Genomic DNA, 26293 nt, shown 5'->3' on the forward strand with positions numbered 1-26293 from the left:
GTGAGCGGGGCTTCGGGGACGGCGAAGTCCTCCGGCGCGGTCTCCGCGCCGGCCTCGGCCTCGGCGACGACCTCCTCCGGGACCGGGGTGCGGATCTCCGGGCAGGCCGCGGCGGGACGCGGCGGGACGCGGACGTAGTTGGTCGGCTGGGTGCTCGCCTCGGGAGCGAGCGTGGGCTCCGTGTCCTCGACGGCGGGGTAGCCGGCCGGCCCGGGCGGCAGGGGAGGCGGCTCGGCGGCCTCTGCCGCGGCATCGGGCAGGTCGACCGCGCCCGCCCGGTCGCCGGCGCCGAGGGTGAGCCAGCCGGAGGCCGGGCACGTCGCCGAGGTCAGGCTGCGGACGCTGAGGTTCGCGAGCGCGGCGTCCTCGGCGAAGGCGAAGAGGTGAGGGGTCGCCTCGGGGTCGATGTCTTCGAAGTCGAGGCCCGAGGCGCCGATGACGACGAGCGATTCGGCCGGGGCCGCATCCTGCGCGGCGGCGTCCTGCGCGGGCGCGGCCGGAGCGGCGGCGCCCGCGCAGGACGAGCAGACCGGCGCAGGCGAGCGCGAGGACGAGGAGGAGCGGCACGAGCACCCGCCGGGGCCGCTCGGCGGCGCTCCGACGGGCGCTCGGGGGTCTCGTCGGCAGCGTCCGCATCACCCCGCAGTCTACCGAGGCCCACCTGGACGACTCCTGGAGTCCGCGCAGGTCACCGGCGCCCACCTGAGCATTTGCGTGGACGCGGCTGGCCGAGGTAGATTTGTCTGTCGTTGCGTACGTCAGTTCACGCTCCTCTCTGAAGCCTCTATTCGCGTTGCAGGCAAGCGTGTGGGTCAGCCGTGGTTCGACGTACCGAGCACCGAACGAGCTGTGTGCATTCCTCGTGATCACGACCTTGGGGGATGCGGGCACGAGCTGCTATTCCATAGACGAAAAGAAGGCTACTTTGCGTACGTACACCCCCAAGCCCGGCGATGTTCAGCGCCAGTGGCACGTCATCGACGCCACTGACGTCGTCCTCGGTCGGCTCGCCTCGCAGACGGCACGCCTGCTGCGCGGCAAGCACAAGGTGACTTTTGCACCGAATGTCGACTCGGGTGATTTCGTGATCATCATCAACGCCGACAAGGTCGCCCTGACCGGTGCCAAGCTCGAGAAGAAGCGCGCCTGGCGCCACTCCGGCTACCCGGGCGGCATCAAGAGCATCAGCTACTCCGAGCTCCTGGCCAAGGATCCCGAGCGCGCTGTCGAGAAGGCCGTCGCCGGCATGGTTCCCAAGAACCGCCTCGGTCGCGCCCAGATGCGGAAGCTCAAGGTGTACGCCGGTGCCGAGCACCCGCACGCCTCGCAGAATCCGCAGCCGTACGAGATCAGCCAGGTGGCGCAGTAAGCGCCCCGGCAGCAACGAACTTACCGAGGAGAACCGTGGCTGATACCACCAACGTCGATGACGTCGCAATGACCGAATACTCCACCGAGACCCCGGCATCGGCCGGCCTGGGCGAGTCCGTGGCCGGTGGCCGCGGCCAGTCGCTCACCGCGCCCGGCGCCGCCGTGGGCCGTCGCAAGCAGGCCATCGCCCGCGTGCGCCTGGTTCCCGGCACCGGAGAGTGGCTGATCAACGGCCGCGATCTGGAGACCTACTTCCCGAACAAGCTGCACCAGCAGCTCGTCAACGAGCCGTTCCGTCTGCTCGACCTCGAAGGCCGCTTCGACGTCCACGTGCGGATCAAGGGTGGCGGACCCTCGGGTCAGGCCGGCGCCGTGCGCCTCGGCATCGCCCGCTCGCTCAACGAGATCGACCGCGAGAACAACCGCGCCGAGCTCAAGAAGGCCGGCTTCCTCACCCGTGACGCCCGCGTCCCGGAGCGCAAGAAGGCCGGACTCAAGAAGGCCCGCAAGGCGCCGCAGTTCTCGAAGCGCTGATCGCGCACTCCAGGTCCGTGCCCGTTCCGGCCTGAGACCTCAAGCCCTCGGACGACCCGCGTCCGAGGGCTTGAGTCGTATCCGGGGCCCGGCGTGGCAGACTGGATGGATTCCGTACCGGGCGGTATCCGATCCCGCGCGCTGCCTGCGCCGGACCCACCGACCCCACCGCACCCCACCGACAGCGAGGAAGACCGTGTCCCGACTCTTCGGCACCGACGGCGTCCGCGGCCGTGCCAACACCGATATCACCGCAGCCCTCGCGCTCGACCTCGCCGAGGCCGGTGCGCGAGTGCTCGCGGGCCCCGCCCGCGACGGCCATCCGCGTCCCTTTGCGATCGTCGGGCGCGACACCCGGGCCTCCGGCGAGTTCCTGTCCTCGGCCGTCGCCGCGGGGATCGCCGCGGCCGGCGTCGACGTGCTCCTCGTCGGCGAGCTGCCCACCCCCGGGGTGGCGCACGTGGTGAAGAACTCGGGCGCGGACTTCGGCGTCGTGCTCTCGGCCTCGCACAACCCGATGCCCGACAACGGCATCAAGTTCTTCGCCCGCGGCGGCACCAAGCTCGACGACGCGCTCGAGGACCGGATCGCCGGGATTCTCGGCGAGGACTGGGATCGCCCGACGGGCGCGGCGGTCGGCCGGATCACCCGCTTCCCGGCCGCGGTCGACGAGTACGTCGAGTACCTCGTCGATCGGCTCAGCGGTGAGCGCGAGGCTCCGCTGTCCGGCCTCACGGTCGTCGTCGACTGCGCCCACGGCGCGGCGAGCGTGGTGGGACCCGCCGCTCTGCGTCAGGCCGGAGCCGACGTCATCGTCACCGCTGCGGAACCCGACGGCTACAACATCAACGACGGCGTCGGCTCGACCCATATCGCAGCGCTCGCCGCCGCGGTGAGCGAGCACAACGCGGACCTCGGCGTGGCCTTCGACGGCGACGCCGACCGCTGCCTCGCCGTCGACGCGCGCGGCCGCGTGGTCGACGGGGACCAGATCATGGGTATCCTCGCACTCGGCCTCCACGAGGACGGGCAGCTGGCCCACGGGACGCTCGTCACCACGGTGATGTCGAACCTCGGCCTGCGCCTGGCGATGGAGAAGGCCGGGATCAGCACCGTGCAGACGAAGGTCGGCGATCGCTACGTGCTCGAGAAGATGCTCGCCGACGGCTTCACCCTCGGCGGGGAGCAGTCCGGGCACCTCCTCATGCTCGACCACGGCACCACCGGCGACGGCGTGCAGACCGCGCTCCACCTCATGGACCGGATGGCGCGCACGCGGCGCTCGCTCGCCGACCTCGCCGCCGAGATCCCCCGGCTGCCGCAGGTCCTCATCAACGTCCCCGAGGTCGACCGCTCGAACACCGACCATCCGGCGGTCGCCGCCGAGGTCGAGGCGGTCGAGGGCGAGCTCGGCAGGACCGGTCGGGTGCTGCTCCGGGCGTCGGGCACCGAACCGCTCATCCGTGTCATGGTCGAGGCCGAGACCGAGGAGATCGCCCAGGCGCAGGCCGAGCGCCTCGCCGACATCGTCCGCACCGAACTCGCCCTCTGAGGCGCGCGTCCCGATGGTGCGGAACCCGATGACTGAGGAGCCTGTGGAGCGGAAATCTGCTGTGCGGGCGCCGATGAAGCTGACGACTGCTGGTCGGGCCCTCGCTGGTCGGGTGCCTGCTGCGCGGAAGTCTGCTGTTCGGGTGTCCGCTGTGCGGACGCACACCGCGCGGACCGGACGATGACCTCGACCCCCGCAGGCAGCGGCGCAGGTGCGCCCCGTGACGGTCGGCCGGTCGCCCGGCCGGCGCGGGTCGGGCGCGTCGCCGGCTCGCTCACCGCGGTGTCGGCGCTGCTCATGGCCGGTCTCACCCTGCTCACCGGGCTCGCGGACGACCCGCCGTTCGTGCTCGGCTGGTTCGCCGACGCCACGCTCCTCGTCCTCGTCATGGGCGGGATCGCGACGATCGGGAACCTCCTCGTCGGCGCCCTCGCCTGGCGCTCGGAGACCGCGGCGGCCGCACGCGAGAACCGGCCGGTGCGCACGTGGCCGCTCATCGCCTTCATCGCGCTGACGATGCCGATCATCGTCTACGGCGTCGCCGTCGTCATCACCCAGCCGGTGTCCCTCGTCCTCTTCATCGGACTCCTGCTCGTGTGCGTGCCCGCGGCCGGCCTCCTCGCCGCCGTCACCCGCCTCCTGCGCTGAACCGGGGCCGTTGGGGGGTAGCCAGGGTCTGGCCATAACCGAAGCGCTCCGGCCCGCAACCTCACTCCGGCCCGCAGCCTCACTCCGGCCCGCTGGCAGCTGGACGCGAATTCGGCCGTCAGGCCCCAGCAGCGTTGAGTACCTCACCCCACCTGCCGGGACGCGCCGGCTCAGCGCTTCACCTGCGGAAGATGTCCCGTGATCGGCCTGTTTCCGGGACATCTGCCGCAGGTGAGCACCGCACGAGACTTCTGTCATCGCGCGAGACTGCTGCCGTAGGGGAACACTGCGTGGTCACACCGTGCGGGATGTGCCGGACGTTCACCTGCAATGCAAGCCCTGCACCGTCCGCTCACCGACGGAAGAAGTCCCGGAGTGCCCTTTCACCTGTGGGAGAAGTCGTGTGGATGCAGCTCACCTGCGGCAGATGTCCCGCAATCGAGGCGATTCCGGGACATCTTCCGCAGGTGAGCACCATGTGGGACATCTGTCGCAGGTGAAGAATGGAGGCAGGCGAAGCCGGGGGAGCAGAGGATCGGACCGATCGTGAGACCTGCACCGGTGAGTTGAGCGCCCGGGCTCCGTGGATGCCGGCCGGGGGGCGCTCCTGGGCGGCGAGGTGGTGCGAGCATCCAGTCTCCGTGCTCCGCGCGCTCGTGTGCTGAGCGCTGAGGCCCCGCGCGGCCCCGGGGGTCACTCCTGGGCGGCGAACTGGGTCTCGTAGAGCTCGGCGTAGCGGCCGTCGGCGGCGAGGAGCTCCTCGTGGGTGCCGCGCTCGGCGACCCGGCCGCCCTCGATGACGAGGATCTCGTCGGCGCTGCGGACGGTCGACAGGCGGTGGGCGATGACGAGGGCGGTGCGGCCGGTCATCGCCTCGGCGAGCGCCTGCTGGATCGCGGCCTCGTTCGTCGAATCGAGCGCCGAGGTCGCCTCGTCGAGGACGACCACCGGGGGAGCGGCGAGCAGCAGCCGGGCGATGGTGAGGCGCTGGCGCTCGCCGCCGGAGAGCCGGTAACCGCGCTCGCCGATCACGGTGTCGAGGCCGTCGGGCAGGTCCGCGATGACGTCGTCGAGCCGGGCGCGGTGGATCGCGTCGCGGAGCTCGGACTCAGTCGCGTCCGGCTTCGCGAGGACGAGGTTGTCGCGGATCGACTCGTGGAACAGGTGCCCGTCCTGTGTCACCATGCCCACGGTCCGCTGGAGCGTCTCGAAGCTCAGCTCGCGCACGTCCGTCCCGCCGATCGTCACCGCGCCGCCGGTGACGTCGTAGAGGCGGGGGAGCAGCGAGGCGATCGTCGACTTGCCCGCGCCCGAGCTGCCGACGAGAGCCACGGTGGATCCCGGTGCGACCTCGAGGTCGATGCCGTGGAGCACCTCGACGCCGGCGCGGCGGTCGAGCGCGGTGACGTCCTCGAGGCTCGCGAGCGACACCTCGGCGGCGGACGGGTACGCGAAGCGCACGTCGCGGTAGGCGACGGCGACCGGGCCGGGGGCGAGCGACTTCGGGTTCTCCGCCTCGGTGAGCAGCGGCTCGAGGTCGAGCACCTCGAACACCCGCTCGAAGCTCACGATCGCGCTCATGATGTCCATCCGGGCGTTGGCGAGCATAGTGAGCGGGGTGTACAGGCGGGTGAGGAGCATCGCGAGCGTGACGACCTGCCCGGCGTTGAGGTTGCCGAGCACCGCCTGCACACCGCCGAGGCCGTAGACGAGGGCGAGCGCGAGGGCGGACACGAGGGTGAGCGCGGTGACGAAGGTCGTCTGGAGCATCGCCGTCCGCACCCCGATGTCGCGCACGCGGCCCGCGCGGTCGGCGAACTCGCGGGATTCCGTGGCCGGCCGGCCGAACAGCTTGACGAGGGTGGCGCCGCCGGCGGAGAACCGCTCGGTCATGCGGGTGGACATCGCGGCATTGTGGTTCGCGGCCTCGTGCTGGAGGAGCGCGAGGCGCCCGCCGAGCATCCGGGCGGGAACGAGGAAGATCGGCAGCAGGAGGACCGACAGCGCGGTGACCTGCCACGAGATCGTCACCATGACGCCGACGGTGAGGACGAGGGAGACGACGTTCGACACGACCCCGGAGAGCGTGTTGGAGAAGGCACGCTGGGCGCCGATGACGTCGGTGTTGAGGCGGGACACGAGCGCACCCGTGCGGGTGCGGTTGAAGAACGCGATCGGCAGCGTCTGCACGTGGTCGAACACCGCGGTGCGGAGGTCGAAGATCAGGCCCTCGCCCACCCGGGAGGACAGATAGCGGTTGACGAGGCCGAGGCCGGCGTCGAGGATCGCGAGGCCCGCCATCGCGAGCGCGATCCAGACGATGACGGACACCGGGCCGCCGCCGGTGATGGCGTTGACGACGTCGCCGGCGAGGATCGGGGTGATGACGCCGATGACGGAGACGAGGACGGACACGGCGATGAAGCCGGTGAGCTTGGCGCGGTGGCGCCGGGCGAAGCCGTAGATGCGGCGCACGGTGGACCGGGAGATCTTGCCGGAGCCCTTGGCCGAGGTCGAGTGGGAGCCGACCGTGCGGCGCATGATCATGTGCGTCGAGGGCATGCTCATAGGAGCCTCCTGGAGGTCACGGGGAGGGGAGTGGTGCCGGGAGTGCGATGCGCGCCGCTCGCGGTGGATCGCGGTGCGGGACGGCTCAGCGGACTGTCCGCGGCTCCGCTCATCTCAACCCCCGCCGGACCGGATTTGTTCCCGCGGGTCCGAGGTCCCGGCCTCAGAGCTTGCGCAGGCGGATGCGGCGGATCTCGTGGTCGGCGGCCTTGTGCATGATGAGATCCGCGCGACCGCGGCTCGGCAGCACGTTCTCCCGGAGGTTGGGCGCGTTGATCGAGCCCCAGATCTCCCCGGCGAGCGTCCGGCCCTCCTCCTCGCTCAGTCGGCTGTAGCGGTGGAAGTACGAGTCGGGGTCCTGGAACGCGCCGTGCTTGAGCTTCATGAACCGCGCGATGTACCAGTCGCGGATGTCGGAGGTCCGGGCGTCGACATAGATCGAGAAGTCGAAGTAGTCGCTCACCGACATGCCCACGCGGCCGTCGGGCCGCGGCCGGGCCGGCTGGAGGACGTTGAGGCCCTCGACGATGAGGACGTCGGGGGAGCGCACGGTGATCTGGGCGCCGGGCACGATGTCGTAGGTGTGGTGCGAGTACACCGGGGCGCGGACCTCGGGGGCGCCGGACTTCACCGCGGACAGGAAGCGCAGGAGCGCGCGGCGGTCGTAGGACTCGGGGAAGCCCTTGCGGCCGCTGAGCCCGCGGCGCTCGAGCTCCGCATTGGGGAAGAGGAACCCGTCGGTGGTGAGGAGCTCGACGCGCGGGGTGTCCGGCCAGCGTGCGAGCATCTCGCGCAGCACGCGGGCGGTCGTCGACTTGCCGACCGCCACGGAACCGGCGACGCCGATGACGAACGGGGTGCGGCGCGGTGCGGGATCGCGGCCGTCGGCGCGGAGCGGGGCGAAGAACTCGCGGGTCGCCTCGTGCTTCTGCCCGCGGGCGGACACGTAGAGGTTGAGCAGCCGGGAGACCGGCAGATAGATCGTGGCGACCTCGTTGAGGTCGATCGTCTCGCCGAGCCCGCGGAGGCGCTCGATGTCCTGCGCGGTGAGCGGCAGGGGCATCGTCTCGGCGAGCTTCGACCACGAGTCCCGGTCGAACTCGCGGAACGGCGAGGCGAAGGATTCGAGGTCCGCGCGCGGGCGAGCGGTGTGGAGGCCCGCTAGCCGACGCGCCGGATCGAGGTCGGGGCTGTCGCCGCTGCGGGACCCGGCGGAGCGGTCGCTCGACTGCGCGGTGCGGTCCGGCTGCGCGGCACTGCCGAGCTGCACTGCAATGCCCGACTGCGAGGTGCGGTCCGGGTGACCGACGCCGTCGAGTCGGTCGCCGCTGTCCGGCCGGTCGGTGTCCGCGGAGCGCTCGCCTGTGTCGGCGGCGCGCGCGGACCCGGCGGAGTGGCTGTCAGGCGCGGATTCGGTCTCCTGGGACATTGTGCCATTGTGTCACGGGCCGGGCTTGTCAAGTGAATTGTGTGCGGGGTTTTACAGGTATCGGTTGATTCGGTCGGGGTAGGCCACGGCCAGCTGGGCCAGGGCTTGTTTCCAGTTCGTCGTGACTTGGCCCTCGACGAGCCGGCCGGAAGCTCTTCGTGTGCCGGCCTTGCCGCGCTCCTTCTCGCGTTCACGGGCGCGCTTGTCCTCGATGTTGCAGATCGCCAGCCACAGCAGCTTGACCACGGAGTCGTCGGTGGGGAACCGGGAGCGGTTCTTCGTGACCTTGCGCAGCTGGTAGTTCAGCGACTCGATCGCGTTGGTCGTGTAGATCACCCGGCGCAGGTCGGGTGGGAACTGCAGGAAAGGGGTGAATCGGTCCCAGGCGTTCTCCCATACCGCCACGGCTGAGGGGTACTTCTGGCCCAATGGTGATTCGGCGAACTCCGTGAGCGCTTGCAGGGCCGTCTCCTCGTTCGCAGCGGCGTAGATCGTCTTGAGCTCCTTCGACACGGCCTTGCGGTCGCCGTAAGCGACGAACCGATTCGCTGCCCGGATCAGGTGGACGACACAGGTCTGGACCATGGAATCCGGCCAGGTCGCCTCGATCGCCTCAGCCAGGCCGGTCAGTCCGTCGCAGCACACGATGAGCACGTCGCGGACGCCGCGGTTGGCCAGCTCCGCGCACACGTGGGCCCAGAACGAGGCGCCTTCGGTGTTCTGCACCCAGATGCCGAGCACGTGCTTGATGCCGTCCATGTCGACACCGACGGCGATGTGAGCGGCCTTGGATCTGACGTGGCCGTTGTCGCGGACCTTGACCCGGATCGCGTCGAGGTAGATGACCGGGTAGAACTCCTCCAAGGGTCGATTCTGCCACTCCATCACCGCCTCCAGCACCGCATCGGTGATATTGGCGATCGTCTCGTGCGACAACTCGGTGCCGATCGTCGACAGCAGGTGGTGCTGGATATCCCGGATCGTCATCCCGCCGGCGTAGAGGCTGATGATCATGTCATCGAGTCCACCCAACCGCCGGGAGCCCTTCGGCACCAGCCTGGGGGTGAACGACCCGTCCCGGTCCCGGGGCACGGCGATCTCGATATCGCCGGCCTCCGACGCGACGGTCTTGGCATAGGAGCCGTTGCGGGAATTGGCCGTCACCTTGTCGTCGCGGTCGCCCTTGGCGTAGCCCAGGTGCGAGGTCATCTCCGCCTGCAGGCCTCGCTCGAGTGTCTCCTTGATCAGCGCCGGCACCAGACCACCGTCGCCGGTCAGCTCGACCTCACCGGAATCGATCTTGGAAAACAGCTCATCCAGAGCCCCGGACGCCTTGAGCTGCTCAATCAGCTCGGATGCCTGATTCGGGTTCGATTGTGCATCGGTCACAGTCACCATCATGTCCTCTCATGAGTGAACCGGTACACAATTCATTTGACACCCCCCACGGGCCACTCCGGTCCTCGCCGACAGGCCCACCTGTCGAACTCCGCGGTGCAGGGAAGCCGGCCTGCTCACGCTCGCCGACCCTGAGCGTCTGCGCGTACTCGCCGGCGCGATCCTCGCCGAGATCGTGCCGGCCGAGCAGGACCTCGCCGCCACCTCGGCCCAGAACCCGGCCCAGGGGCACGCCGCCCCGGCCCCCGCCTTCCAGATCACCCCCTCCACCGGTGTCCTCGTCGGGCAGGTCCGCGAACCCATCGCCTCCCAGCGGTTCATCGCCGGCGACCTCGACGCCGAGGTGCTCCGCGGCGGGGACCGGACCGCGGACATCATCGAGCTCGCGCTCGCCACCGACGAGCACCTGCGCACCGAGCGGGCCGCCGAATGGGAGCGCCTGACCCCGATGATCGTCGAATTCGAGGAGATCGCATGACCCACGCTCACCCCCCGCCTCACCGCACTCACCCCCGCCCACTCCCAGCGGATCTTCCGCACCTGCCTCGACGTGCTCGCCCGCCCGGGCACCGTGGGCACCTGGGCACCGGAGTGGACCGCCGCCGTCACCCGCGCCGAGGCGCCCGTCGCCCTCGCCCCGCTCCTCGCACTGGCCGACCTCATGGCCCCCGTGGCCGCCGTCCCGGAGGCCGCCGGCGCCGGCCCGCAGGCCGGTTCGCAGACCCGCGCGTGGGTGCAGGAGATCGCCCGGCTCTCCGGTGCGCCGCTCGTCGACCCGGCCGGCGCGCGCCTCGCGCTCGCCCTCGGCCGGCCCGACCCCGCGGCGCTCGCCGAGCTCAACCGCAGCACTGCCGCCGCCCCGCACCGGGCCGCGCTGCTCGTCCAGCGGGTCACCGACCTCGGCACGGCCGGCACCTCGGTCACCGGGCGCTCCGCCGACCGCACGGACCACGCCGAGCGCACCGACTACGCCGACCGGACTGACCGCACCGAGGATCCGGTCGGGGCCCTCGCGCTGCGCCTCACCGGTCCGGGCATCAAGGACACCGCGCAGCTGCGCATCTCCGGCCTCGACCGCGAGTTCTTCACCGTCCGCGACCGCCTCGTCGCGGACTTCCCGGCCGGGGTGGACGTCCTGTTCGTCACCGACGACGGTCGCGTCGCCGGGCTGCCCCGGACCACCGCCGTCCGCGCAGAGGAGATCAGCTGATGGGTTACGCAGGAACGAACAAGGGCGGCACGTCCGCCATCCTCGCCGCCGAGGAGCTGCTCCGCGCACGCTCCGCCGAGGCGCCCGCCGTCGACGTCGAGACGGTGACCACCCTGTTCCCGGCACTCGTCGACCGCGTCATGGGCGAGGCCGGGCTGTGGGACGAGGAGCTCGCCGCCCGTGCGGTGCTCCAGGCCGCCGGCGACACCGCCGAGGCCGTCCACCTGCTCCGCGCGCACCGCTCGACGCTGCCGCGCCTGGCCTTCACCGAGCCGATCGACCCCGACACCATGGCGCTGTGCCGCCGCGTCGTCCCCGCGCACCGCTCGCCCGACGGCCCGCAGATGCTCGGCGAGACCGTCGACTACTCGCCGCGGCTCATCCGGGAGGGCTTCGAGGATCCGCTCGGCGTCGACCCGGCCGCCGTGCTCGGCGATTCGCAGCCGGCCGACCCGGAGCGCTACCCCGACCGGCCGGTGCAGCGCTACACCCGGTGGCTCGCGGAGAACGACCTGCTCATCGATCGCTTCGACGCCGCCGACCCGGACCCCTACGACCTCGCGCTCAACCCGATCACCCTGCCGGCACCGCGCTCGGCGGTGCTGTCGGCGATGTCGCTCGCGGAGACCGGCTCGCTCGTCAACCAGTGGTACCGCGGGGTCATCGGCCCCGACGGCCACACCGACGAGTCGGTCACCCTCGGCGAGGTGCGCTACGGCCGCCTCGAGGTCGAGGTCCTCCACCCCCACACCGGCCGACCGGTCCGGGTGGGGCGGATCCGGGCGAGCGAGTGCGAGTCGATGGCCCACCTCGACGAGCGCGGCGAGGACGCCAGCCGGTTCGACGCCGGCTACGGGTTCGCGTTCGGGCACAACGAGCGCAAGGCGATCGCGATGGCGAACATGGACCTCGCCGCCCACCGCTACCGGAGCACGGCCGCCGGTCTCGCCGTCGAGCAGGTGCTCATGCACACCACCGACGGGCTCGCCGCCAACGGCTTCCTCGAGCACCTCAAGCTGCCGCACTACGTCACCTTCCGCTCGCAGATCGAGCGCGCCGACGCCGCCCGCATCCAGGCGGCCGAGACCGAGCAGGTCCCCACCGGGGCATCCGGATCCGCGGCCGAGGCACCCGCACCCGAGGCACCGGCCCCCACATGACGACCACCCTCACGCCGCCCACCGCGCCGGCACCCACGACGATCGCGGCGGCCGTCGAATCCGCCGACGCCGCCCAGCAGGCGGACTCCGGCACCGTCATCCTCGACGAGCAGGCCAAGCGCGAGGTGCGCCGGGCGATGCTCGCCGGCGTCGCCGTCCCCGGCTACCAGGTGCCGTTCGGCTCCCGGGAGATGCCGGTGGCCCGGGGCTGGGGCTCCGGCGGCCTCCAGGCGACCCTGTCGCTCGGCGGGTCCGACGACACCGTCAAGGTCATCGACCAGGGCGACGAGGAGGGCGTCAACGCCGTCAACCTGCGCCGCCTCATCCAGGGCTCCCTCGACTGCGCGACGAGCGCGGACACCCGCGAGGCGACGATCATCCAGTCCCGCCACCGGATCCCCGAGGACCGGCTCGACGCCCACCAGATCGTCGTCCTCCAGGTCCCGGTGTCCGAGCCGCTGCGCGGGGTCGAGAAGTCCGTGCGCGAATGCGACCGGATGCACGCTGAGGCCGACTACTCGCGGATGTGGGTGAGCATCTACGAGGACCTCGTGACGAGCGGCGTCGTCAACAAGAGCGCCGGCTACCCGGTCATGGTCAACCACCGCTACCTCATGGCGCCGAGCCCGATCCCGCGCTGGGACATCCCGCGGCTCGGCGACGCGGAGAACCTCACCGTGCTCTCCCACGGCCGCGACAAGAAGATCTACTGCGTGCCGCCGCACACCCACGTCGAGCCGGTGACCTTCGACGACGTGCCCTACGAGGTCGAGTTCACCGCCGGCGCGGCCTGCGGACTGTGCGGGTCGAGCGACACCTTCATGGTCCAGTCTGCCGACGGCCGGTTCCTCTGCTCCGACGTCGAATGGTGCGCCCGGGTGCGCGCCGGCGACGTCGATTCCGAGGAGCACCGGCGGATCGCCCCGCTCGACCTGCTGCCCAATCCCGACCTCCGGGTGGGCGCCTTCGACGAGTCGTTCCTCACCGACCCGAGCGTGCTCCGCGCGGCCCGGCGGGACGCGTCCGAGGTCGCACCCGTCACCGCGCCGGGCGAGGACTGGAGCCTCCAGGTCACCGGCCTCGGCAAGGTCTACCCCGCACGGCGCGGCTCCTCGGCCGTCGTCGCCGCCGAGGACGTGTCCTTCGACGTCGCTCCGGGGGAGGCGCTCGGCGTCATCGGCGAGTCGGGCTCCGGCAAGTCGACGGTGATGAAGTGCCTCATCGGCGACGAGCTCGGCGCGACCGGCGAGGTCCGGCTCGCGGCCTACGACCAGGCGCGGACGAACATCCTCGACCTCGATCCCGATGCCCGCCGGCAGCTGCGGGTGTCGACGCTCAGCGTCGTCTACCAGGACCCGGCCGCCGGGCTCGACCTCCACATCAGCGCCGGGGGGAACATCGCCGACCGGCTCACCGCCGCCGGCGAGCGCTCCTACCGCGCGATCCGGAGGCGGGCCGCCGAGCTCCTCGACCGCGTCGAGGTGCCGCTGGGTCGCATCGATGACGTCGTCGGGCAGTTCTCCGGGGGCATGCGCCAGCGCGTGCAGATCGCCAAGGCGCTCGCCACCGACCCCGATGTGCTCCTGCTCGACGAGCCGACGACCGGGCTCGACGCCTCGGTCGCGGCCGGGGTGCTCGATCTGCTCCGCGAACTCATCGCCGAGCGCAACGTCGCCGTCGTCGTGGTGAGCCACGACTTCTCCGTCATCGACGCGCTCACCGACCGGGCGGTCGTCATGCACCGCGGCCGGATCATCGAGACCGGACTCACCGATCAGCTGTTCGCCGACCCGCACGAGGCCTACACCCAGCGCCTCGTCGCCGCGGCCCGGCACTGAGAGAGGACCATCATGACCGACACCACCCCCACGCCGCGGCCCGCCGCTGACGAGCCCCTGGCGCTCACCGTGCGCGACCTGACGAAGACCTTCACCATGCACGCGATCGGCGGTCGGGTCGTCGACTCGCTGCGCGGCGTGTCCTTCGACATGCGCGCCGGCGAGCACGTCGCGATCGCCGGCGCCTCGGGCGCGGGCAAGTCGAGCCTGCTCCGCTGCGTGTACCGCAACTACCTCCCCGACTCCGGCTCGGTCGTGCTCCACACGCCCGAGCGCGACATCGAGCTCACGGGCCTGCCCGACCGGGCGATGGCCCGCCTGCGCGGCCGCGACTTCGGCTACGTCTCGCAGTTCCTCGATGCGCCCCCGCGCACCGGGCCGCTCGAGCTCGTCACCGCCGCGGCGCTGCGCCGCGGGCACAGCCGGGAGGACAGCCGCACGCTCGCCGAGCGCGCGCTCGAATCGCTCGGCATCCACCGGCTGCTGTGGGAGATCGACTGCAGCGTGCTCTCCGGCGGCGAGCGGCAGCGCGTCAACCTCGCCGCCGGGGTCGTGTCCCCGCCGCGGCTGCTGCTCCTCGACGAGCCGGTGTCCGCCCTCGACCCGGCGAACCGGGAACGGGCGCTCACCCTCATCGACGACCTCGCCCGCCAGCGGGTCGCGGTCCTCGCGGTCTACCACGACATGGCGATCATCCGCCGGCTCGCCGGCCGCGTCCTCGTCATGGAGGACGGCCGGATCACCGACGACGGCACCCCGGACGAGGTCCTCGGACACCACCACGCCTCCCTCGAGGAGGTCCCCGCATGAGCACCGATCTCGCCCCCGGCGTCACGACCGCCGTCTCCCGCGACAGCGCGCGCGACCGGGCCGGCGCCGGTGCCGCGATCGGCCGGGATGCCGCGGCGGCGCAGCGCGCCGTCTGGACGCCCGGGCACACGCCGGGGGACTACGTCATCGGGCACGCCCGCGCCGTCCTGCCGGACCGGATCGTCGACGACGCGCGGATCGTCGTCCGCGACCACCGCATCGCCGAGATCTCCGAGGGGACCCGCGGCGTCGCCCTCGACGTCGACGCGCGGAACATGCTGCTCACCCCCGGCTTCATCGACGTCCACTCGGATGCGCTCGAGAAGGAGCGCACGCCGCGCTCCAACGCCGAGGTGCCCCTCGAGTTCGCGATGAGCTCCTTCACCGGGCGCGTCATGGGCGCGGGCATCACGACGATGTTCCACGGGGCCGGCTTCCAGCACCAGATGGCGCGCGGCGTCGCCCGCTCGGTGGACCGGGCGCTCGAGCTCTGCGCCGCCGTCGACGCCGAGCGCTCGAGCCGGGTCGAGCACCGGATCCTCCACCGTCTCGACATCCTCTCCGCGGACGGGGCCCGGGCGCTCGCCGAACGGCTCGCCGCGCTGCCGGCCGGCGGCCCGGTGCCGCTCGTGTCCCACGAGGACCACACCCCGGGTCAGGGCCAGTACGCGGACCCGTCGAAGCTCAAGGACTACATGATCTTCGCCGACGGGCTGAGCGAGGAGGAGGCCGACGCCCAGCTCGACCGCCTCGTCGAGGAGGGACGCGCGGGCGAGGCCCTGCGCCGACGGAACTTCGAGTGGCTCGCCGAGCTCGCCGCCGCCGGGCGGATCCGGCTGCTCGGCCACGACCCGGACACCGCACAGGCGATCGACGAGCTCGCCGAGCGCGGCGGATCCGTCGCGGAGTTCCCGACCACCGTCGAGGCCGCCCGGCGCGCCCGCGAACACGGGATGCCGATCGTCGCGGGCGCTCCCAACGCCCTGCGCGGGCGGTCGCACTCCGGCAACGTGTCGGCCGGGGAGCTCGCCGGGCTCGGCCTCGTCGACGCGCTCGCCTCGGACTACCTGCCCGCCGCGCTGCTCGGCGGGGTGCGCACCCTCGTCGACGAGGGGGTGACGGACCTGCCGCAGGCGATCGGCTTCATCACCGCCGGTCCCGCGCGGGTCGCCGGGCTCGACGACCGCGGCGCGATCGCCGAGGGGCTGCTCGCCGACTTCGCGTTCGTCAGCGATGCCCGCGGCGGGTGGCCGCACGTCGTCGCGACCTTCAAGGCCGGGGAGCCGCAGCCCACCCAGGCCGCCGGGGCCGACGGGGCCGACGGCGGGGATCCGGCATGACGACGGCCGTGGAGACGCGCGTGCCGTTCCGGGCCCCGGAGCCGCGGACCCCGGCGGGCACCTCGGCGGTGCTGCGCGACCTCGCGCTCGCCGCGGTCGCCGGGGCCAACCGGGCGTGGTCGGGGCACGACCGCGCCGGGCTCGTCGCCGAGGTCGCCGTCGGCGCCGACGGCACGCCCACCTACCGGATCGACGCGATCGTCGAGGAGGCGATCGTCGAGGCCGCGCGCCCGCATGCGGTCAACCTCCTGAGCGAGGAGCTCGGATTCGTCGACGGCGGGCATGCGGCGACCGTCGTCATCGACCCCCTCGACGGCTCGGCGAACGCCGCCGCCGGGGTCCCGCTCTCGTGCTTCTCCGCCGCCCTCGTCGTCGACGGGGTGGCCGAGGAGGCGCTGAGCGTGTGGCTCGAGACCGGACACGCGGTATGGGTGCGGTCCGGCGAACCGGTGCTGTACCGGACGAGCGGGCGCACCGACCTCGGGTCCGCCGCGGTCGACATGCTCCGGCCCAAGGTCCACGCCGGCGGGGATTCGACCGCGGCGTGGGTGCGGGTGAGCCGGGCGGTGAGCCGCGTGCGCGTGCTCTCCACGTCGTGCCTCGAGGCGATGCTCGTCGCCGAGGGTTCGATCGACGGCTTCCTCGACCCCGGATCCGACACCCACCGGATCGTCGACCTCGCCGCCGCGATGCTCTTCGTCCCGGCGGCGGGCGGGGCGGTCATCGACCTCCACGGCCGGCCGCTCGAGTTCGACACCGATCTCAGCCGCCGCTGGTCGGGGATCGTCGCCGCGACCCCGCAGCTCGCCGAGGCCCTCGCCGAGGTCGCACTCGGTGAGAAGGCGCTCGGTGAGACAGTGGTCGGCGGGGCGGATTGAGTCCGCTCCGCGGTGCGGTGCACGTCACCGACGCGCTGTGAGCGCGCTCATGCTCCATTCAGCGACGACTCGGTAGAGTATCCCCCATGTGCGGAATCGTCGGCTTCGTCTCCTCGTCCACCCCTGAGTCCGCGGGCCACAGCGCCCTCGATGTCGTCATGGCCGGTCTCACCCGGCTCGAGTACCGCGGGTACGACTCCGCCGGTGTCGCCCTCGTCACCGGGGAGGGCGAGCTCGTCAGCGCCAAGAAGGCCGGCAAGCTCAGCGCCCTGCGCGACGAGCTCGAGGCGCACCCGCTGCCCGCGGCGATGACCGGCATCGGCCACACCCGCTGGGCCACCCACGGCGGGCCCACCGACCGCAATGCGCACCCGCACCTCGCCGACGGCGGGAAGCTCGCGCTCATCCACAACGGCATCATCGAGAACTTCGCGTCCCTCAAGGCCGCGCTCCGCGAGGAGGGCGTCGAGTTCGAATCGGAGACCGACACCGAGGTCGCCGCGCACCAGCTCGCGAAGAACTACCGCGCCGCCGGCGACCTCGCCCAGGCGATGCGCGACACCGCGCGGCAGCTCGAGGGCGCCTTCACCCTGCTCGCCGTCCACGCCGACCTCCCCGGCACCGTGGTCGCCGCCCGCCGGAACTCCCCGCTCGTCATCGGACTCGGCGAGGGGGAGAACTTCCTCGGCTCCGACGTCGCCGCCTTCATCGACTACACCCGGAAGGCCGTCGAGATCGGCCAGGACGAGGTCGTCACGATCACCCCGGACTCCGTCCTCATCACCGACCTCGACGGCACCGAGGTCGCCGGCGAGCCCTTCGAGGTCGACTGGGACACCGCCGCCGCGGAGAAGGGCGGCTTCGACTCCTTCATGGACAAGGAGATCCACGACCAGCCGCAGGCCGTCCACGACACCCTGCTCGGCCGGATGGACGCCTCCGGGAAGCTCGTCCTCGACGAGATGCACGTCGACGAGTCGATCCTCAAATCGATCGACAAGATCGTCGTCATCGCGTGCGGCACCGCCGCCTACGCCGGCCAGGTCGCGAAGTACGCGATCGAGCACTGGTGCCGGATCCCCACCGAGGTCGAGCTCGCCCACGAGTTCCGCTACCGCGATCCGGTCGTCAACGAGAAGACCCTCGTCGTCGCGGTCTCCCAGTCCGGCGAGACCATGGACACGATCATGGCCGTGCGCCACGCCCGCGAGCAGGGGGCCAAGGTCATCGCGATCTGCAACACCTTCGGCTCGACGATCCCGCGCGAGTCCGACGCCGCCCTCTACACCCACGCCGGCCCGGAGATCGCCGTCGCCTCCACGAAGGCGTTCCTGTCGCAGGTCGTCGCGTGCTACCTCCTCGGCCTCTACCTCGCGCAGCTGCGCGGCAACAAGTTCGCCGACGAGGTCGCCGCGATCCTCTCCGAGCTCCAGGCGATCCCGGACAAGATCAGCACCGTCCTCGAGCGCAAGCAGCAGGTCCTCGACCTCGCCCGCGGCCAGCAGGATACGAAGTCGGTCCTGTTCCTCGGCCGCCACGTGGGCTACCCGGTCGCGATGGAGGGAGCGCTCAAGCTCAAGGAGCTCGCCTACATCCACGCCGAGGGATTCGCCGCCGGCGAGCTCAAGCACGGCCCGATCGCGCTCATCGACGCCGGACAGCTCGTGTTCGTCGTGCTGCCGAGCCAGCGGGGCCGCGACTCGCTCCACGCCAAGGTCATCTCGAACATCCAGGAGGTGCGGGCGCGCGGAGCGAACACCGTCGTCATCGCCGAGGAGGGCGACGAGGTCGCCGCCGAGTACGCCTCCGAGGTGATCTTCGTCCCGCCGACGCCCACGCTGCTCGCCCCGCTGCTCACCACGGTGCCGCTCCAGATCTTCGCGATGGAGCTCGCGACCGCCAAGGGCCTCGACGTCGACCAGCCGCGCAACCTCGCGAAGTCCGTCACCGTCGAGTGATCCGCACCGGGCCCGGCGGGGCCGGCCGGAGGGAGTGAGCATGGGCATCATCGGGATCGGACTCGACCTCGCCGACGTGCCGCGGTTCGCCGAGCATATCGAGCGCGTGCCCGAACTCCTCGACCGGCTCCTCACGCCCGCCGAGCAGCTCAAGAAGAACGGGAAGCGGCGGACCCCGGAGTCCCTCGCCGCGCGGTTCTCCGCGAAGGAGGCGCTCGTCAAGGCGCTCCAGCTGCCGCAGATCATCCCCTGGCACGAGGCCGAGGTCGTCTCCGCGTTCTCCGGCGCACCGAGCTTCCGGCTCTCCGGCTGGGTGCTCGAGCACTTCCGCGCCCTCGGCGGCGAGCGCGTCCACCTCTCCATCACCCATGACGGGGAGCGCACGATGACCTTCGTCGTCGTCGAGGGATCGGGCCCCGCCCTCGCGCCGCCGCCGGATCAGCCGCCGCCGCTGCTCCCGGGATCGCCCGAGGCGCTCGCCGCCCTCGCCGCCGCGCGGGAGAAGGCGCGGGCGAGCCGCGACGCCCGCCGCGCCCAGCGCGAGGCCGCCCGCCGCAAGCACGCCTGAAGCACACGCGGAGCACCGCGCCCGGTGACCGGATCTGTGTCCGGTCACCGGGCGCGGTGCTCGCTGGTCAGAGCCCGAAGGCCCTCCCGAGCCGCGTGTGGTCGTCGATGACTGCGGCGAGGAGTCGGCCTCCCGCCCCGGTGAGTGCGAAGAGATTCGTCTTCGCCCCGGTCCGCTCGGCCTCGGCCTCGGTCCGGGTGAGGAGGCCCTGGTCGGCGAGGCGCTTGAGCGTGCGGTAGAGGCCGCGCTCGGTGAGCGTCCATCCCGTCGCCTCCTCCACCGCCGGCCGGAGCGCGTCCGCCGCGACCGGCGCCCGGGTCCGGACGAGGGCGAGGATCACCGGGGTGAGCATGGCCCGCTTGTGGGTGTCGACCCAGCCGCGCAGGAGCTCCGCCTCCCATTCCTCCTGCTCGCTCGGCCGGCCCTGCGGTTCGCGCGGCGCCGATCGCCTCACCGCCGGTCCTCCCAGCCGCGCTGGGCGATGGAGGCCACGAGGTGGAGCATGAGGCCGAGTCCCCACAGGCCGGTGGTGAGGAACACCGCGCCGAACCACGGGCTGCCGAGGAGGATGTCGGCCGCGCCGGCGGGATCGCGCATGCCGAACACCGCGGCGTGGAGGGAGTAGGAGGCGACGACAGGGACGAAGAGAGCGACATGGGCGACGAGCGATCCGAAGCGGATGCGTGCGATGTCGTGCCTCCGCATCCAGAGGTAGATGCCCGCTGCGAGGGCGAGGGCCGCGAGCAGGAGGGCGGAGAGGACGGTGATGGCGGAGCCGGAGAACGCGATCACCGCATGGATGACGACGAGTCCGGCGATGATGCCGAGGTAGTAGGGGAGGAGCACGGACGAGGAGTTGAGCGAGGAGCGCTCTGCTGTGGTGGTCATGAAGGTACTGCACCAGCGGTACAGTACCGGTGGCAAGGGGTGTGCGGGATGCGATCGCGTCCGTCCCACCGATTACGCTGGAGCCATGACCGACACCGCACCCGCCGCATCCCTGCCCACGCACGAATCCGCGCAGGCGCTGCTCCCCGCTCTGCAGGATCTGCGCCGCGACCTCCACCGCTTCCCGGAGATCGGACTCGACCTGCCGCAGACCCAGCGCCGGGTCGAGGAGGCGCTCGCGGACCTCGACGTCGAAGTCACCCGCGGCACGGGCCTGAGCTCGCTCACCGTGGTCCTGCGCGGCGGGCGCCGGGACGAATCCGGCGCTCCGGCGGCGGTGCTGCTGCGCGGCGACATGGATGCCCTCCCCGTCGAGGAGGCGACCGGCTTCGGTTTCGCCTCGACGAACGGCGCGATGCACGCGTGCGGCCACGACCTCCACACCACCGGGCTCGTCGGCGCGGTCCGGCTCCTCCACGACATCCGTGACTCCCTCGCCGGGGACGTCGTCTTCATGTTCCAGCCGGGCGAGGAGGGCTGGGACGGCGCCGGGAGGATGATCGACGAAGGCGTGCTCGAAGCCGCCGGCGTCCCCGTCGTCGCCGCCTACGGGGTCCACGTCTCCGCGGATCAGGACCTCGGACGGCTGTACTCGAAGCCGGGCTCCTACATGGCGGCGTTCAGCCGGATGGACGTCGTCATCCGCGGCAAGGGCGGCCACGCCTCGCGCCCGCACACCACCTCCGACCCGATCCAGACCGGGGCCGCGATCGTCGGACAGCTCCAGGAGTACGTGTCGCGCCGCTTCGACGTGTTCGATCCGATCGTCGTCACCGTCGGACAGTTCACCGGCGGGACCGCCGCGAACGTCGTCCCCGACACCGCGGCGCTCGCCGTCGGCGTGCGGACCTTCTCGGAGACGACGACCACCCGGGCCGCCGCGGAGCTCCCGGCGCTCGTCCGCGACCTCGCCGCCGCCCACGGGCTCGGCGCCGACGTCGAGTACGAGACCGTGCTGCCCCCGACGATCAACGACGACGCGGAGAACGCGTTCTACCGGGAGACCTTCGCCGAACTCTTCGGCGAGGACCGGGTGGAGCTGCTCGACAACCCGCGCGCCGGGTCCGAGGACTTCTCCCGCATCCTCATGGCCGTCCCCGGCTCGTACGGGCACCTGGGCGCCGCGATGCCCGGCACGGTGGCCGAGGAGCAGGACTCCAACCATTCCCCGCGCGCCCGCCACAGCGAGGACGCCCTGGCCGACCACGCGCTCTTCCTCGCCCGCCTCGCCGCCGCCCGCCTCGAAAAGGCGGCTCGCGCGGGCTCCCGGGATGAGCGCGGGGGCGGGTCCCCGGCAACCGGTCGGACGGACGGCGGGGAGGCCGCGGAATGAAGCGCGGGTACTCCGCCGCAGCGATCCGCGCCGCCGAGGCCCCGCTCCTCGACGCGGGACGCGGCCTCGCACTCATGCGCACCGCAGCCGCCGGCCTCGCCGCGGAGTGCCGCAGCATCCTCCGCGAGGCCCGCGGAGGGGTGAGCGGCGCCCGCGTCGTCGTCCTCGCCGGCGCCGGCAACAACGGCGGGGACGCGCTCTTCGCCGGCGCGGATCTCCGCCGGCGCGGAGCCCACGTCACCGTCGTCGACGTGCTCGGCCGCCTCCATGCGGAGGGCCGTGCGGCACTCGAGTCCGCCGGCGGTGCGATCGAGGAGCTCGACGCCGGTTCCGCTCAGCTCGCCGCCCGGGCCGACCTCGTCGTCGACGGGATCCTCGGCACCGGTGCGAGCGGAGCACTCCGCGAGCCGATCTCCTCCCTCATCGCCGACTGGCAGTCCGCCGTCCGGGCCGCAGGCTCGGCGCGGGCCCACGGCGGGCCGGTCCAGCGGGTCGTCGCCGTCGACGTCCCCACCGGGGTGGACGCCACGACCGGCGCGTGCGGACCCGTCCATGTGCGCGCGGACCGCACCGTGACCTTCGGCGGGCACAAGGCTGGACTCCTCCTGCCGGGCGGCGCGGATGCCGCGGGAGAGGTCGTGCTCGTCGACATCGGCCTCGACCTCTCCGGGTTCGTCCCCGCCGTCGAGGCGCCCGAACCGGCCGACCTCCCGGACGCCTGGCCGCACCCGGAGCGGGACATGCACAAGTACACGCGCGGCGTGCTCGGGCTCGTCGCCGGGTCCCGCCGCTATCCGGGCGCCGGCCTCCTCACCACCGCCGCCGCGGTGTCGACGGGGCTCGGCATGGTCCGCCTGCTCGCGCCGGATGCGGTCACCGGACCGGTCCTCGAGCGGTTCCCCGAGGTCGTCGCCGATCCGGGCCGCGTGCAGGCCTGGGCGCTGGGCTCCGGCGCGCCGGACACGCTGCTCATGCGGCGCGCCCTCATCGAGGCGGAGAACCGTTCGCTGCCGGTGGTCATCGACGCCGCCGGCCTCGGCCTCCTCGACCGTCCGCTCGAGACCACCTGCGTGGTCACCCCGCACGCCGGGGAGCTCGTCGACCTGCTCGGCCGCTTCACCACCGGGGTGCCCACCCGCGCGGAGGTCGAGGCGGACCCGGTGACCCATGCGGTGCGCGCCGCCGGGGCGCTCGAAGGCGTCGTCGTCCTCAAGGGCTCCCGGACGATCATCGCCCGGCCCGACGGCACCGTCGTCGCACCCCCGCCCGGCCCGGCGTCGCTCGCCACAGCCGGTTCCGGGGACGTCCTCACCGGCGTGCTCGGCGCCCTCCTCGCCACCTCGACGGGCGGACCGGACGAGCGCCGCCCGGGCGCCGACATCGCGCTGCTCGCCGGACTCGCCGTCACCGTCCACGGACTCGCCGGACGCCGCAGCACCCACGCCGGCGGGCTGCCGTCCGCGGTCGAGGACATCGTGCTCGGACTGCCGCAGCGGTCAGCGGGCTCCCCGGTGACGGCGGTCGATCCGGCTCCGGGCGGCCGCCGGTGAACCCGTCCGCGCTCCCGCCGGTCACCGCGTTCCCCGGCACCATCGTCCAGGCGCGCATCGACTCCGCGGCGATCACCGATAATGCGCGCGCGATCGCGGCGCGCATCGCTCCGGCTACGCTGCTCAGCGTCGTCAAGGCCGACGCCTACGGCCACGGCCTCGCCACCGCGGTGCACGCCTGCCGCGCCGCCGGGGTCGTCGACTTCGGGGTCGCCACGGTGCCCGAGGCGCTCCAGCTCGTCGCGCTGCTCGGAGACGATCCGGACCTCCGGGCCGAACGCATCCTCTGCTGGCTCTACGATGCCGCCGCCGACCTCAGCGGCTGCGCGCGCGCCGGGGTCGAGCTCGGAGTGTCCACCGCGGGCGCGCTCGACCAGGTCGTGCGCGCGGCGCAGACGGCCGGCCGCGCGGTGCGGATCCATCTCAAGGTCGACACCGGGCTCGGCCGCAACGGCTTCACCCCGCCGGACCTCACCGCCTTCCTGCCGGAGCTCGCCCGGACAGCCGAGCGCGCACCGGGCGCGGTCGAGGTCGTCGGCCTCATGACCCACTTCGCGAATGCCGACGCCGTCGGCGATCCCGCCACGGACGAGCAGCTCGCGGTCCTCGACACCGCCCGCAGCGCGCTCGTCCGGACGCTCGAGGCGACCGGGGGAGCGCTCGGTGATCCCGCGGCCCTGCTCGTCCACGCCGCGAACTCCCCGGCGGCGCTGTCCCTCGACCCCGTCCCGGGCGACCTCGCCCGCGTCGGCCTGAGCACCTACGGGCTCAGCCCCTTCGCCGGGACGACTGCGGCCGAGCTCGGGCTCCGGCCGGCGATGCGCCTCGTGTCCCGCGTGCTCGCGGTCAAGGAGGTGCCCGCCGGTCACGGTGCGAGCTACGGGCTCACCTACCGGTGTGCCGCCCCCACCCGGTTCGCCCTCGTCGCCGGCGGGTACGCCGACGGCATCCCGCGCGCGGCCTCGAACCGTGCGGAGGTGGCGATCGGCGGCGTCCGGTACCCCGTGGTCGGGAAGATCGCTATGGACCAGATGATCCTCGACCTCGGCCCCGGCGGCGACGGCGCCGCGCCCGTGGCGGCAGGCGACGAGGTCGTCATCATCGGCGACGGCGTCACCGGCCCGAGCGCCGAGGAATGGGCGGCCTGGTCGGACACCGTCAACTACGAGATCGTCACGCGGATCGGCGCCCGCGTCGCCCGGGTGGTGTGCGATGAGAGCTGAGCTGCGCCCCGCCGGGCGTGCGGAGCTCGCGGCGTTCGCCGGCCGGCTCGCCGCAGTGCTGCGGCCCGGCGACGTCATCATCCTCACCGGTGATCTGGGGGCGGGGAAGACGACCTTCACGCAGTTCCTCGCCCGCGGCCTCGGCGTGCGCGGTCGCGTGTCCTCGCCGACCTTCGTCATCGCCCGCGAGCACGCCCCGCGCGGGGACGGCCCCGGGCTCATCCACGTCGACGCCTACCGGCTCGATGACGCCGCGGAGTTCGACGACCTCGACCTCGCCGCGGACGGCGCCGAGTCCGTCACCGTCGTCGAATGGGGTCACGGCATCGCCGAGGAGCTGTCCCCCGACCGGCTCGAGATCACCCTGCTGCGGGCCTTCGAGGAGGGCGGGGCGGACCCGGGCGTCGCCGAGGACGACGAGAGCCGCCTGCTCGTCCTCGAGACCACCGGCGAGGGATGGGACGCCCGCCTCGAGACCGTCACGGACGCGGACCGTCCCGGCGATCCCTTCGGCACCCACGGCCACCCCGAACACGGAGAGCGTCCCGCACGCGGCGACCGCTCCGGTCCGCTCGACCATCCCGGCCCCGCACCGCGGGCCGCGCACCCGGAGGAGGACGGATGATCATCCTCGCACTCGACACCTCGGCCGCGGCGAGCGCCGCGCTCGTCGATGCGGACACCGAGGAGGTGCTCGCCGAACGGACGGTGTTCTCCGCCCGGAAGCACGCCGAGCTCCTCGGACCCGCGATCCGCGAGCTCCTCGCCGGAGGGCCCGCCCCGCACCGCGTGATCGTCGGCGTCGGACCGGGGCCGTTCACCGGGCTGCGCGCCGGCATCGCGACCGGGATCGGCTTCGCGCTCGGGGCCGGAGTCCCGGTCGATGGCCTGCCGAGCCATGACGCCCTCGCCCTGCGCGCACTCCGCGGCGCGGCGGACGCCGGCGCGGCGAGCGCTGCCGGCCCGGGGCTTCTCGTCGCCACGGATGCGCGGCGCAAGGAGGTCTACTGGACGCGCTACTCCGGGCTCGACGACCGCGGCGTTCCCGTCGTCGTCTCCGGCCCGGCGGTCGACCGGCCGAGCGAGGTCCCCGTGGCCGGGCCGGGTGCCGAGGGGGCTCACGCGGGTTCCGGCGGCACGGAGCTCCGGTACGGCCGCGGGTTCGCGCTCTACCCCGATGCCCTCGGCGCGCTCACCGGCACCGAGCCCGCCGACCTCGAACCGACCGCGGGCGACCTGGGGATCGTCGCCGCGCGCCTCCTCGCCGCCGGCCGGCCCCTCCTGCCCACCGCGCCGCTCTACCTCCGCGAACCCGACGCCCGGCCGCCCGCCGAGCGGACCACGAGTCTGCGCTGATGTCAGACGACGACGCGGCGCCGGCGACCCGCGCGGATGCGAGCGGGCTCGGCATCCGGCGCCTGCGCTGGTGGGACGTCCCTGCCGTGGCCGCGCTCGACTCCGCGGTGTTCGGCGCCGACGCGTGGACCGCGGAGTTCTACTGGGCCGCGCTCGCCGCACCCGGGCAGTCCTTCGTCGTCATCGACGCCGACCCCGGACCGGATGACGGCGCGGACGACCCGGGCGCGCGCGCAGGCATCGACCCTGCAGGCTCCGACACCGGACGCGGCTCCGGCCCTGCGCGGCCCGGCGACCCCGCCGCCCCCGACCCCGCCGACACTGTCCTCGGCTTCGCCGGGCTCGGCGTCTCCGGCCCCCAGGCCGACGTGCTCACCCTCGCCTCCCATCCACGGGCGCGCGGGAGGGGGATCGGCCAGGCGCTCCTCGGCCACCTCCTCGGCTCCGCACGCGCCGCCGGGTGCGAGGCCATCCACCTCGACGTCCGGAGCGACAACCACGTCGCACTCGGCCTCTACACCGCGCACGGCTTCACCGAGATCGGGCGCCGCACCGGCTACTACACGGGAGCCGACGCCGTCGTCATGCGCGCGTTCCTGTGAACCGCGCGCCCACAGGGCC

General features: G+C 72.7%; 24 protein-coding genes and 1 pseudogene. 20 read left to right on the top strand and 5 right to left on the bottom strand.

What is annotated here, in order from left to right:
• The 5 genes from C1A17_RS14305 to C1A17_RS13375 all read left to right on the top strand — a co-directional run bounded on the left by C1A17_RS14305 (position 1) and on the right by C1A17_RS13375 (position 4105).
• Complete coding sequence (locus C1A17_RS14305) at positions 1-138, top strand: hypothetical protein (protein ID WP_180953337.1); 138 nt, start codon at positions 1-3, stop codon at positions 136-138.
• Positions 139-925: 787 nt separating this feature from the next.
• On the top strand, positions 926-1369 hold the full coding sequence (gene rplM, locus C1A17_RS13360; RefSeq protein WP_101653436.1) for a 50S ribosomal protein L13: 444 nt from the start codon (positions 926-928) through the stop codon (positions 1367-1369).
• Positions 1370-1437: 68 nt separating this feature from the next.
• A complete protein-coding gene (gene rpsI / locus C1A17_RS13365; RefSeq protein ID WP_425427322.1) occupies positions 1438-1905 on the top strand; it encodes a 30S ribosomal protein S9 in 468 nt (155 codons plus the stop codon).
• A 196-nt stretch (positions 1906-2101) separates the two neighbouring features.
• Positions 2102-3457, top strand: coding sequence for a phosphoglucosamine mutase (glmM, locus tag C1A17_RS13370; protein WP_101653438.1), 1356 nt, complete (start codon positions 2102-2104; stop codon positions 3455-3457).
• Positions 3458-3637: 180 nt separating this feature from the next.
• Positions 3638-4105 carry a hypothetical protein gene (locus tag C1A17_RS13375; RefSeq protein WP_101653439.1) on the top strand — a complete coding sequence of 156 codons (468 nt, stop codon included), beginning with the start codon at positions 3638-3640 and terminating at the stop codon, positions 4103-4105.
• Positions 4106-4798: 693 nt separating this feature from the next.
• Here C1A17_RS13375 and C1A17_RS13380 read toward each other — a convergent pair.
• From C1A17_RS13380 to C1A17_RS13390, 3 genes are all read right to left on the bottom strand, one after another.
• A complete protein-coding gene (locus tag C1A17_RS13380; protein ID WP_101653440.1) occupies positions 4799-6673 on the bottom strand; it encodes an ABC transporter ATP-binding protein in 1875 nt (624 codons plus the stop codon).
• Positions 6674-6836: 163 nt separating this feature from the next.
• Positions 6837-8102: a type I pantothenate kinase gene (gene coaA, locus C1A17_RS13385; RefSeq protein ID WP_101653441.1), complete on the bottom strand. Its 1266-nt coding sequence runs from the start codon at positions 8100-8102 to the stop codon at positions 6837-6839.
• 51 nt (positions 8103-8153) lie between these two features.
• Positions 8154-9500 (bottom strand): IS256 family transposase, encoded by a 1347-nt coding sequence (locus C1A17_RS13390; protein WP_219618305.1) that lies wholly within the window; start codon positions 9498-9500, stop codon positions 8154-8156.
• Between the two features lie 175 nt (positions 9501-9675).
• Here C1A17_RS13390 and C1A17_RS13395 point away from each other — a divergent pair, with 175 nt between their 5' ends.
• The 9 genes and pseudogenes from C1A17_RS13395 (at position 9676) to C1A17_RS13435 (ending at position 19262) form a co-directional block, all read left to right on the top strand.
• Positions 9676-9978 carry a hypothetical protein gene (locus tag C1A17_RS13395; protein WP_101653443.1) on the top strand — a complete coding sequence of 101 codons (303 nt, stop codon included), beginning with the start codon at positions 9676-9678 and terminating at the stop codon, positions 9976-9978.
• Between the two features lie 48 nt (positions 9979-10026).
• A pseudogene (phnH, locus tag C1A17_RS13400) lies at positions 10027-10710 on the top strand (phosphonate C-P lyase system protein PhnH); the annotation flags it as partial.
• The gene (locus C1A17_RS13405) at positions 10710-11870 is read left to right on the top strand and encodes a carbon-phosphorus lyase complex subunit PhnI (RefSeq protein WP_101653445.1); all 1161 of its coding nucleotides are present in this window, start codon (positions 10710-10712) and stop codon (positions 11868-11870) included. The pseudogene phnH and the gene C1A17_RS13405, both read left to right, overlap by 1 nt.
• Positions 11867-13708: an alpha-D-ribose 1-methylphosphonate 5-phosphate C-P-lyase PhnJ gene (locus C1A17_RS13410; protein WP_101653446.1), complete on the top strand. Its 1842-nt coding sequence runs from the start codon at positions 11867-11869 to the stop codon at positions 13706-13708. Before C1A17_RS13405 ends, C1A17_RS13410 begins: the two co-directional genes overlap by 4 nt.
• Positions 13709-13720: 12 nt before the next feature.
• Positions 13721-14518, top strand: coding sequence for an ATP-binding cassette domain-containing protein (locus C1A17_RS13415; RefSeq protein ID WP_101653447.1), 798 nt, complete (start codon positions 13721-13723; stop codon positions 14516-14518).
• Positions 14515-15858 (top strand): alpha-D-ribose 1-methylphosphonate 5-triphosphate diphosphatase, encoded by a 1344-nt coding sequence (locus C1A17_RS13420; protein ID WP_101653448.1) that lies wholly within the window; start codon positions 14515-14517, stop codon positions 15856-15858. The genes C1A17_RS13415 and C1A17_RS13420 overlap by 4 nt, the downstream gene beginning before the upstream one ends.
• Positions 15855-16736, top strand: a complete 882-nt coding sequence (locus C1A17_RS13425; RefSeq protein ID WP_101653449.1) for an inositol monophosphatase family protein — start codon at positions 15855-15857, stop codon at positions 16734-16736. Before C1A17_RS13420 ends, C1A17_RS13425 begins: the two co-directional genes overlap by 4 nt.
• A gap of 86 nt (positions 16737-16822) precedes the next feature.
• Positions 16823-18694, top strand: coding sequence for a glutamine--fructose-6-phosphate transaminase (isomerizing) (glmS, locus tag C1A17_RS13430; RefSeq protein ID WP_101653450.1), 1872 nt, complete (start codon positions 16823-16825; stop codon positions 18692-18694).
• 40 nt (positions 18695-18734) lie between these two features.
• Positions 18735-19262 (top strand): holo-ACP synthase, encoded by a 528-nt coding sequence (locus C1A17_RS13435; protein WP_101653451.1) that lies wholly within the window; start codon positions 18735-18737, stop codon positions 19260-19262.
• 67 nt (positions 19263-19329) lie between these two features.
• Here the strand turns inward: C1A17_RS13435 and C1A17_RS13440 are convergent, their stop codons facing one another.
• Positions 19330-19716, bottom strand: a complete 387-nt coding sequence (locus tag C1A17_RS13440) for a helix-turn-helix transcriptional regulator (protein ID WP_101653452.1) — start codon at positions 19714-19716, stop codon at positions 19330-19332.
• Positions 19713-20150 carry a hypothetical protein gene (locus C1A17_RS13445; RefSeq protein ID WP_101653453.1) on the bottom strand — a complete coding sequence of 146 codons (438 nt, stop codon included), beginning with the start codon at positions 20148-20150 and terminating at the stop codon, positions 19713-19715. Before C1A17_RS13445 ends, C1A17_RS13440 begins: the two co-directional genes overlap by 4 nt.
• A gap of 85 nt (positions 20151-20235) precedes the next feature.
• On the opposite strand from C1A17_RS13445, the gene C1A17_RS13450 reads away from it, so the two are divergent.
• From C1A17_RS13450 to C1A17_RS13475, 6 genes are read left to right on the top strand one after another with little or no spacing between them, the layout of a single operon-like run.
• Positions 20236-21543, top strand: a complete 1308-nt coding sequence (locus C1A17_RS13450; RefSeq protein WP_101653454.1) for a M20 metallopeptidase family protein — start codon at positions 20236-20238, stop codon at positions 21541-21543.
• On the top strand, positions 21540-23093 hold the full coding sequence (locus C1A17_RS13455; RefSeq protein ID WP_101653455.1) for an NAD(P)H-hydrate epimerase: 1554 nt from the start codon (positions 21540-21542) through the stop codon (positions 23091-23093). The genes C1A17_RS13450 and C1A17_RS13455 overlap by 4 nt, the downstream gene beginning before the upstream one ends.
• Entirely contained in the window at positions 23090-24316 is a 1227-nt protein-coding gene (gene alr / locus C1A17_RS13460) for an alanine racemase (protein ID WP_219618284.1), read from the top strand. Before C1A17_RS13455 ends, alr begins: the two co-directional genes overlap by 4 nt.
• Positions 24306-24941: a tRNA (adenosine(37)-N6)-threonylcarbamoyltransferase complex ATPase subunit type 1 TsaE gene (tsaE, locus tag C1A17_RS13465; RefSeq protein ID WP_101653456.1), complete on the top strand. Its 636-nt coding sequence runs from the start codon at positions 24306-24308 to the stop codon at positions 24939-24941. Before alr ends, tsaE begins: the two co-directional genes overlap by 11 nt.
• Positions 24938-25672, top strand: a complete 735-nt coding sequence (gene tsaB / locus C1A17_RS13470; RefSeq protein WP_101653457.1) for a tRNA (adenosine(37)-N6)-threonylcarbamoyltransferase complex dimerization subunit type 1 TsaB — start codon at positions 24938-24940, stop codon at positions 25670-25672. Before tsaE ends, tsaB begins: the two co-directional genes overlap by 4 nt.
• The gene (locus C1A17_RS13475; RefSeq protein ID WP_101653458.1) at positions 25672-26274 is read left to right on the top strand and encodes a GNAT family N-acetyltransferase; all 603 of its coding nucleotides are present in this window, start codon (positions 25672-25674) and stop codon (positions 26272-26274) included. The genes tsaB and C1A17_RS13475 overlap by 1 nt, the downstream gene beginning before the upstream one ends.
• Positions 26275-26293: the final 19 nt, after the last annotated feature.

The organism is Brevibacterium ihuae, assembly GCF_900184225.1.
Classification (GTDB): Bacteria; Actinomycetota; Actinomycetes; order Actinomycetales; family Brevibacteriaceae; genus Brevibacterium; species Brevibacterium ihuae.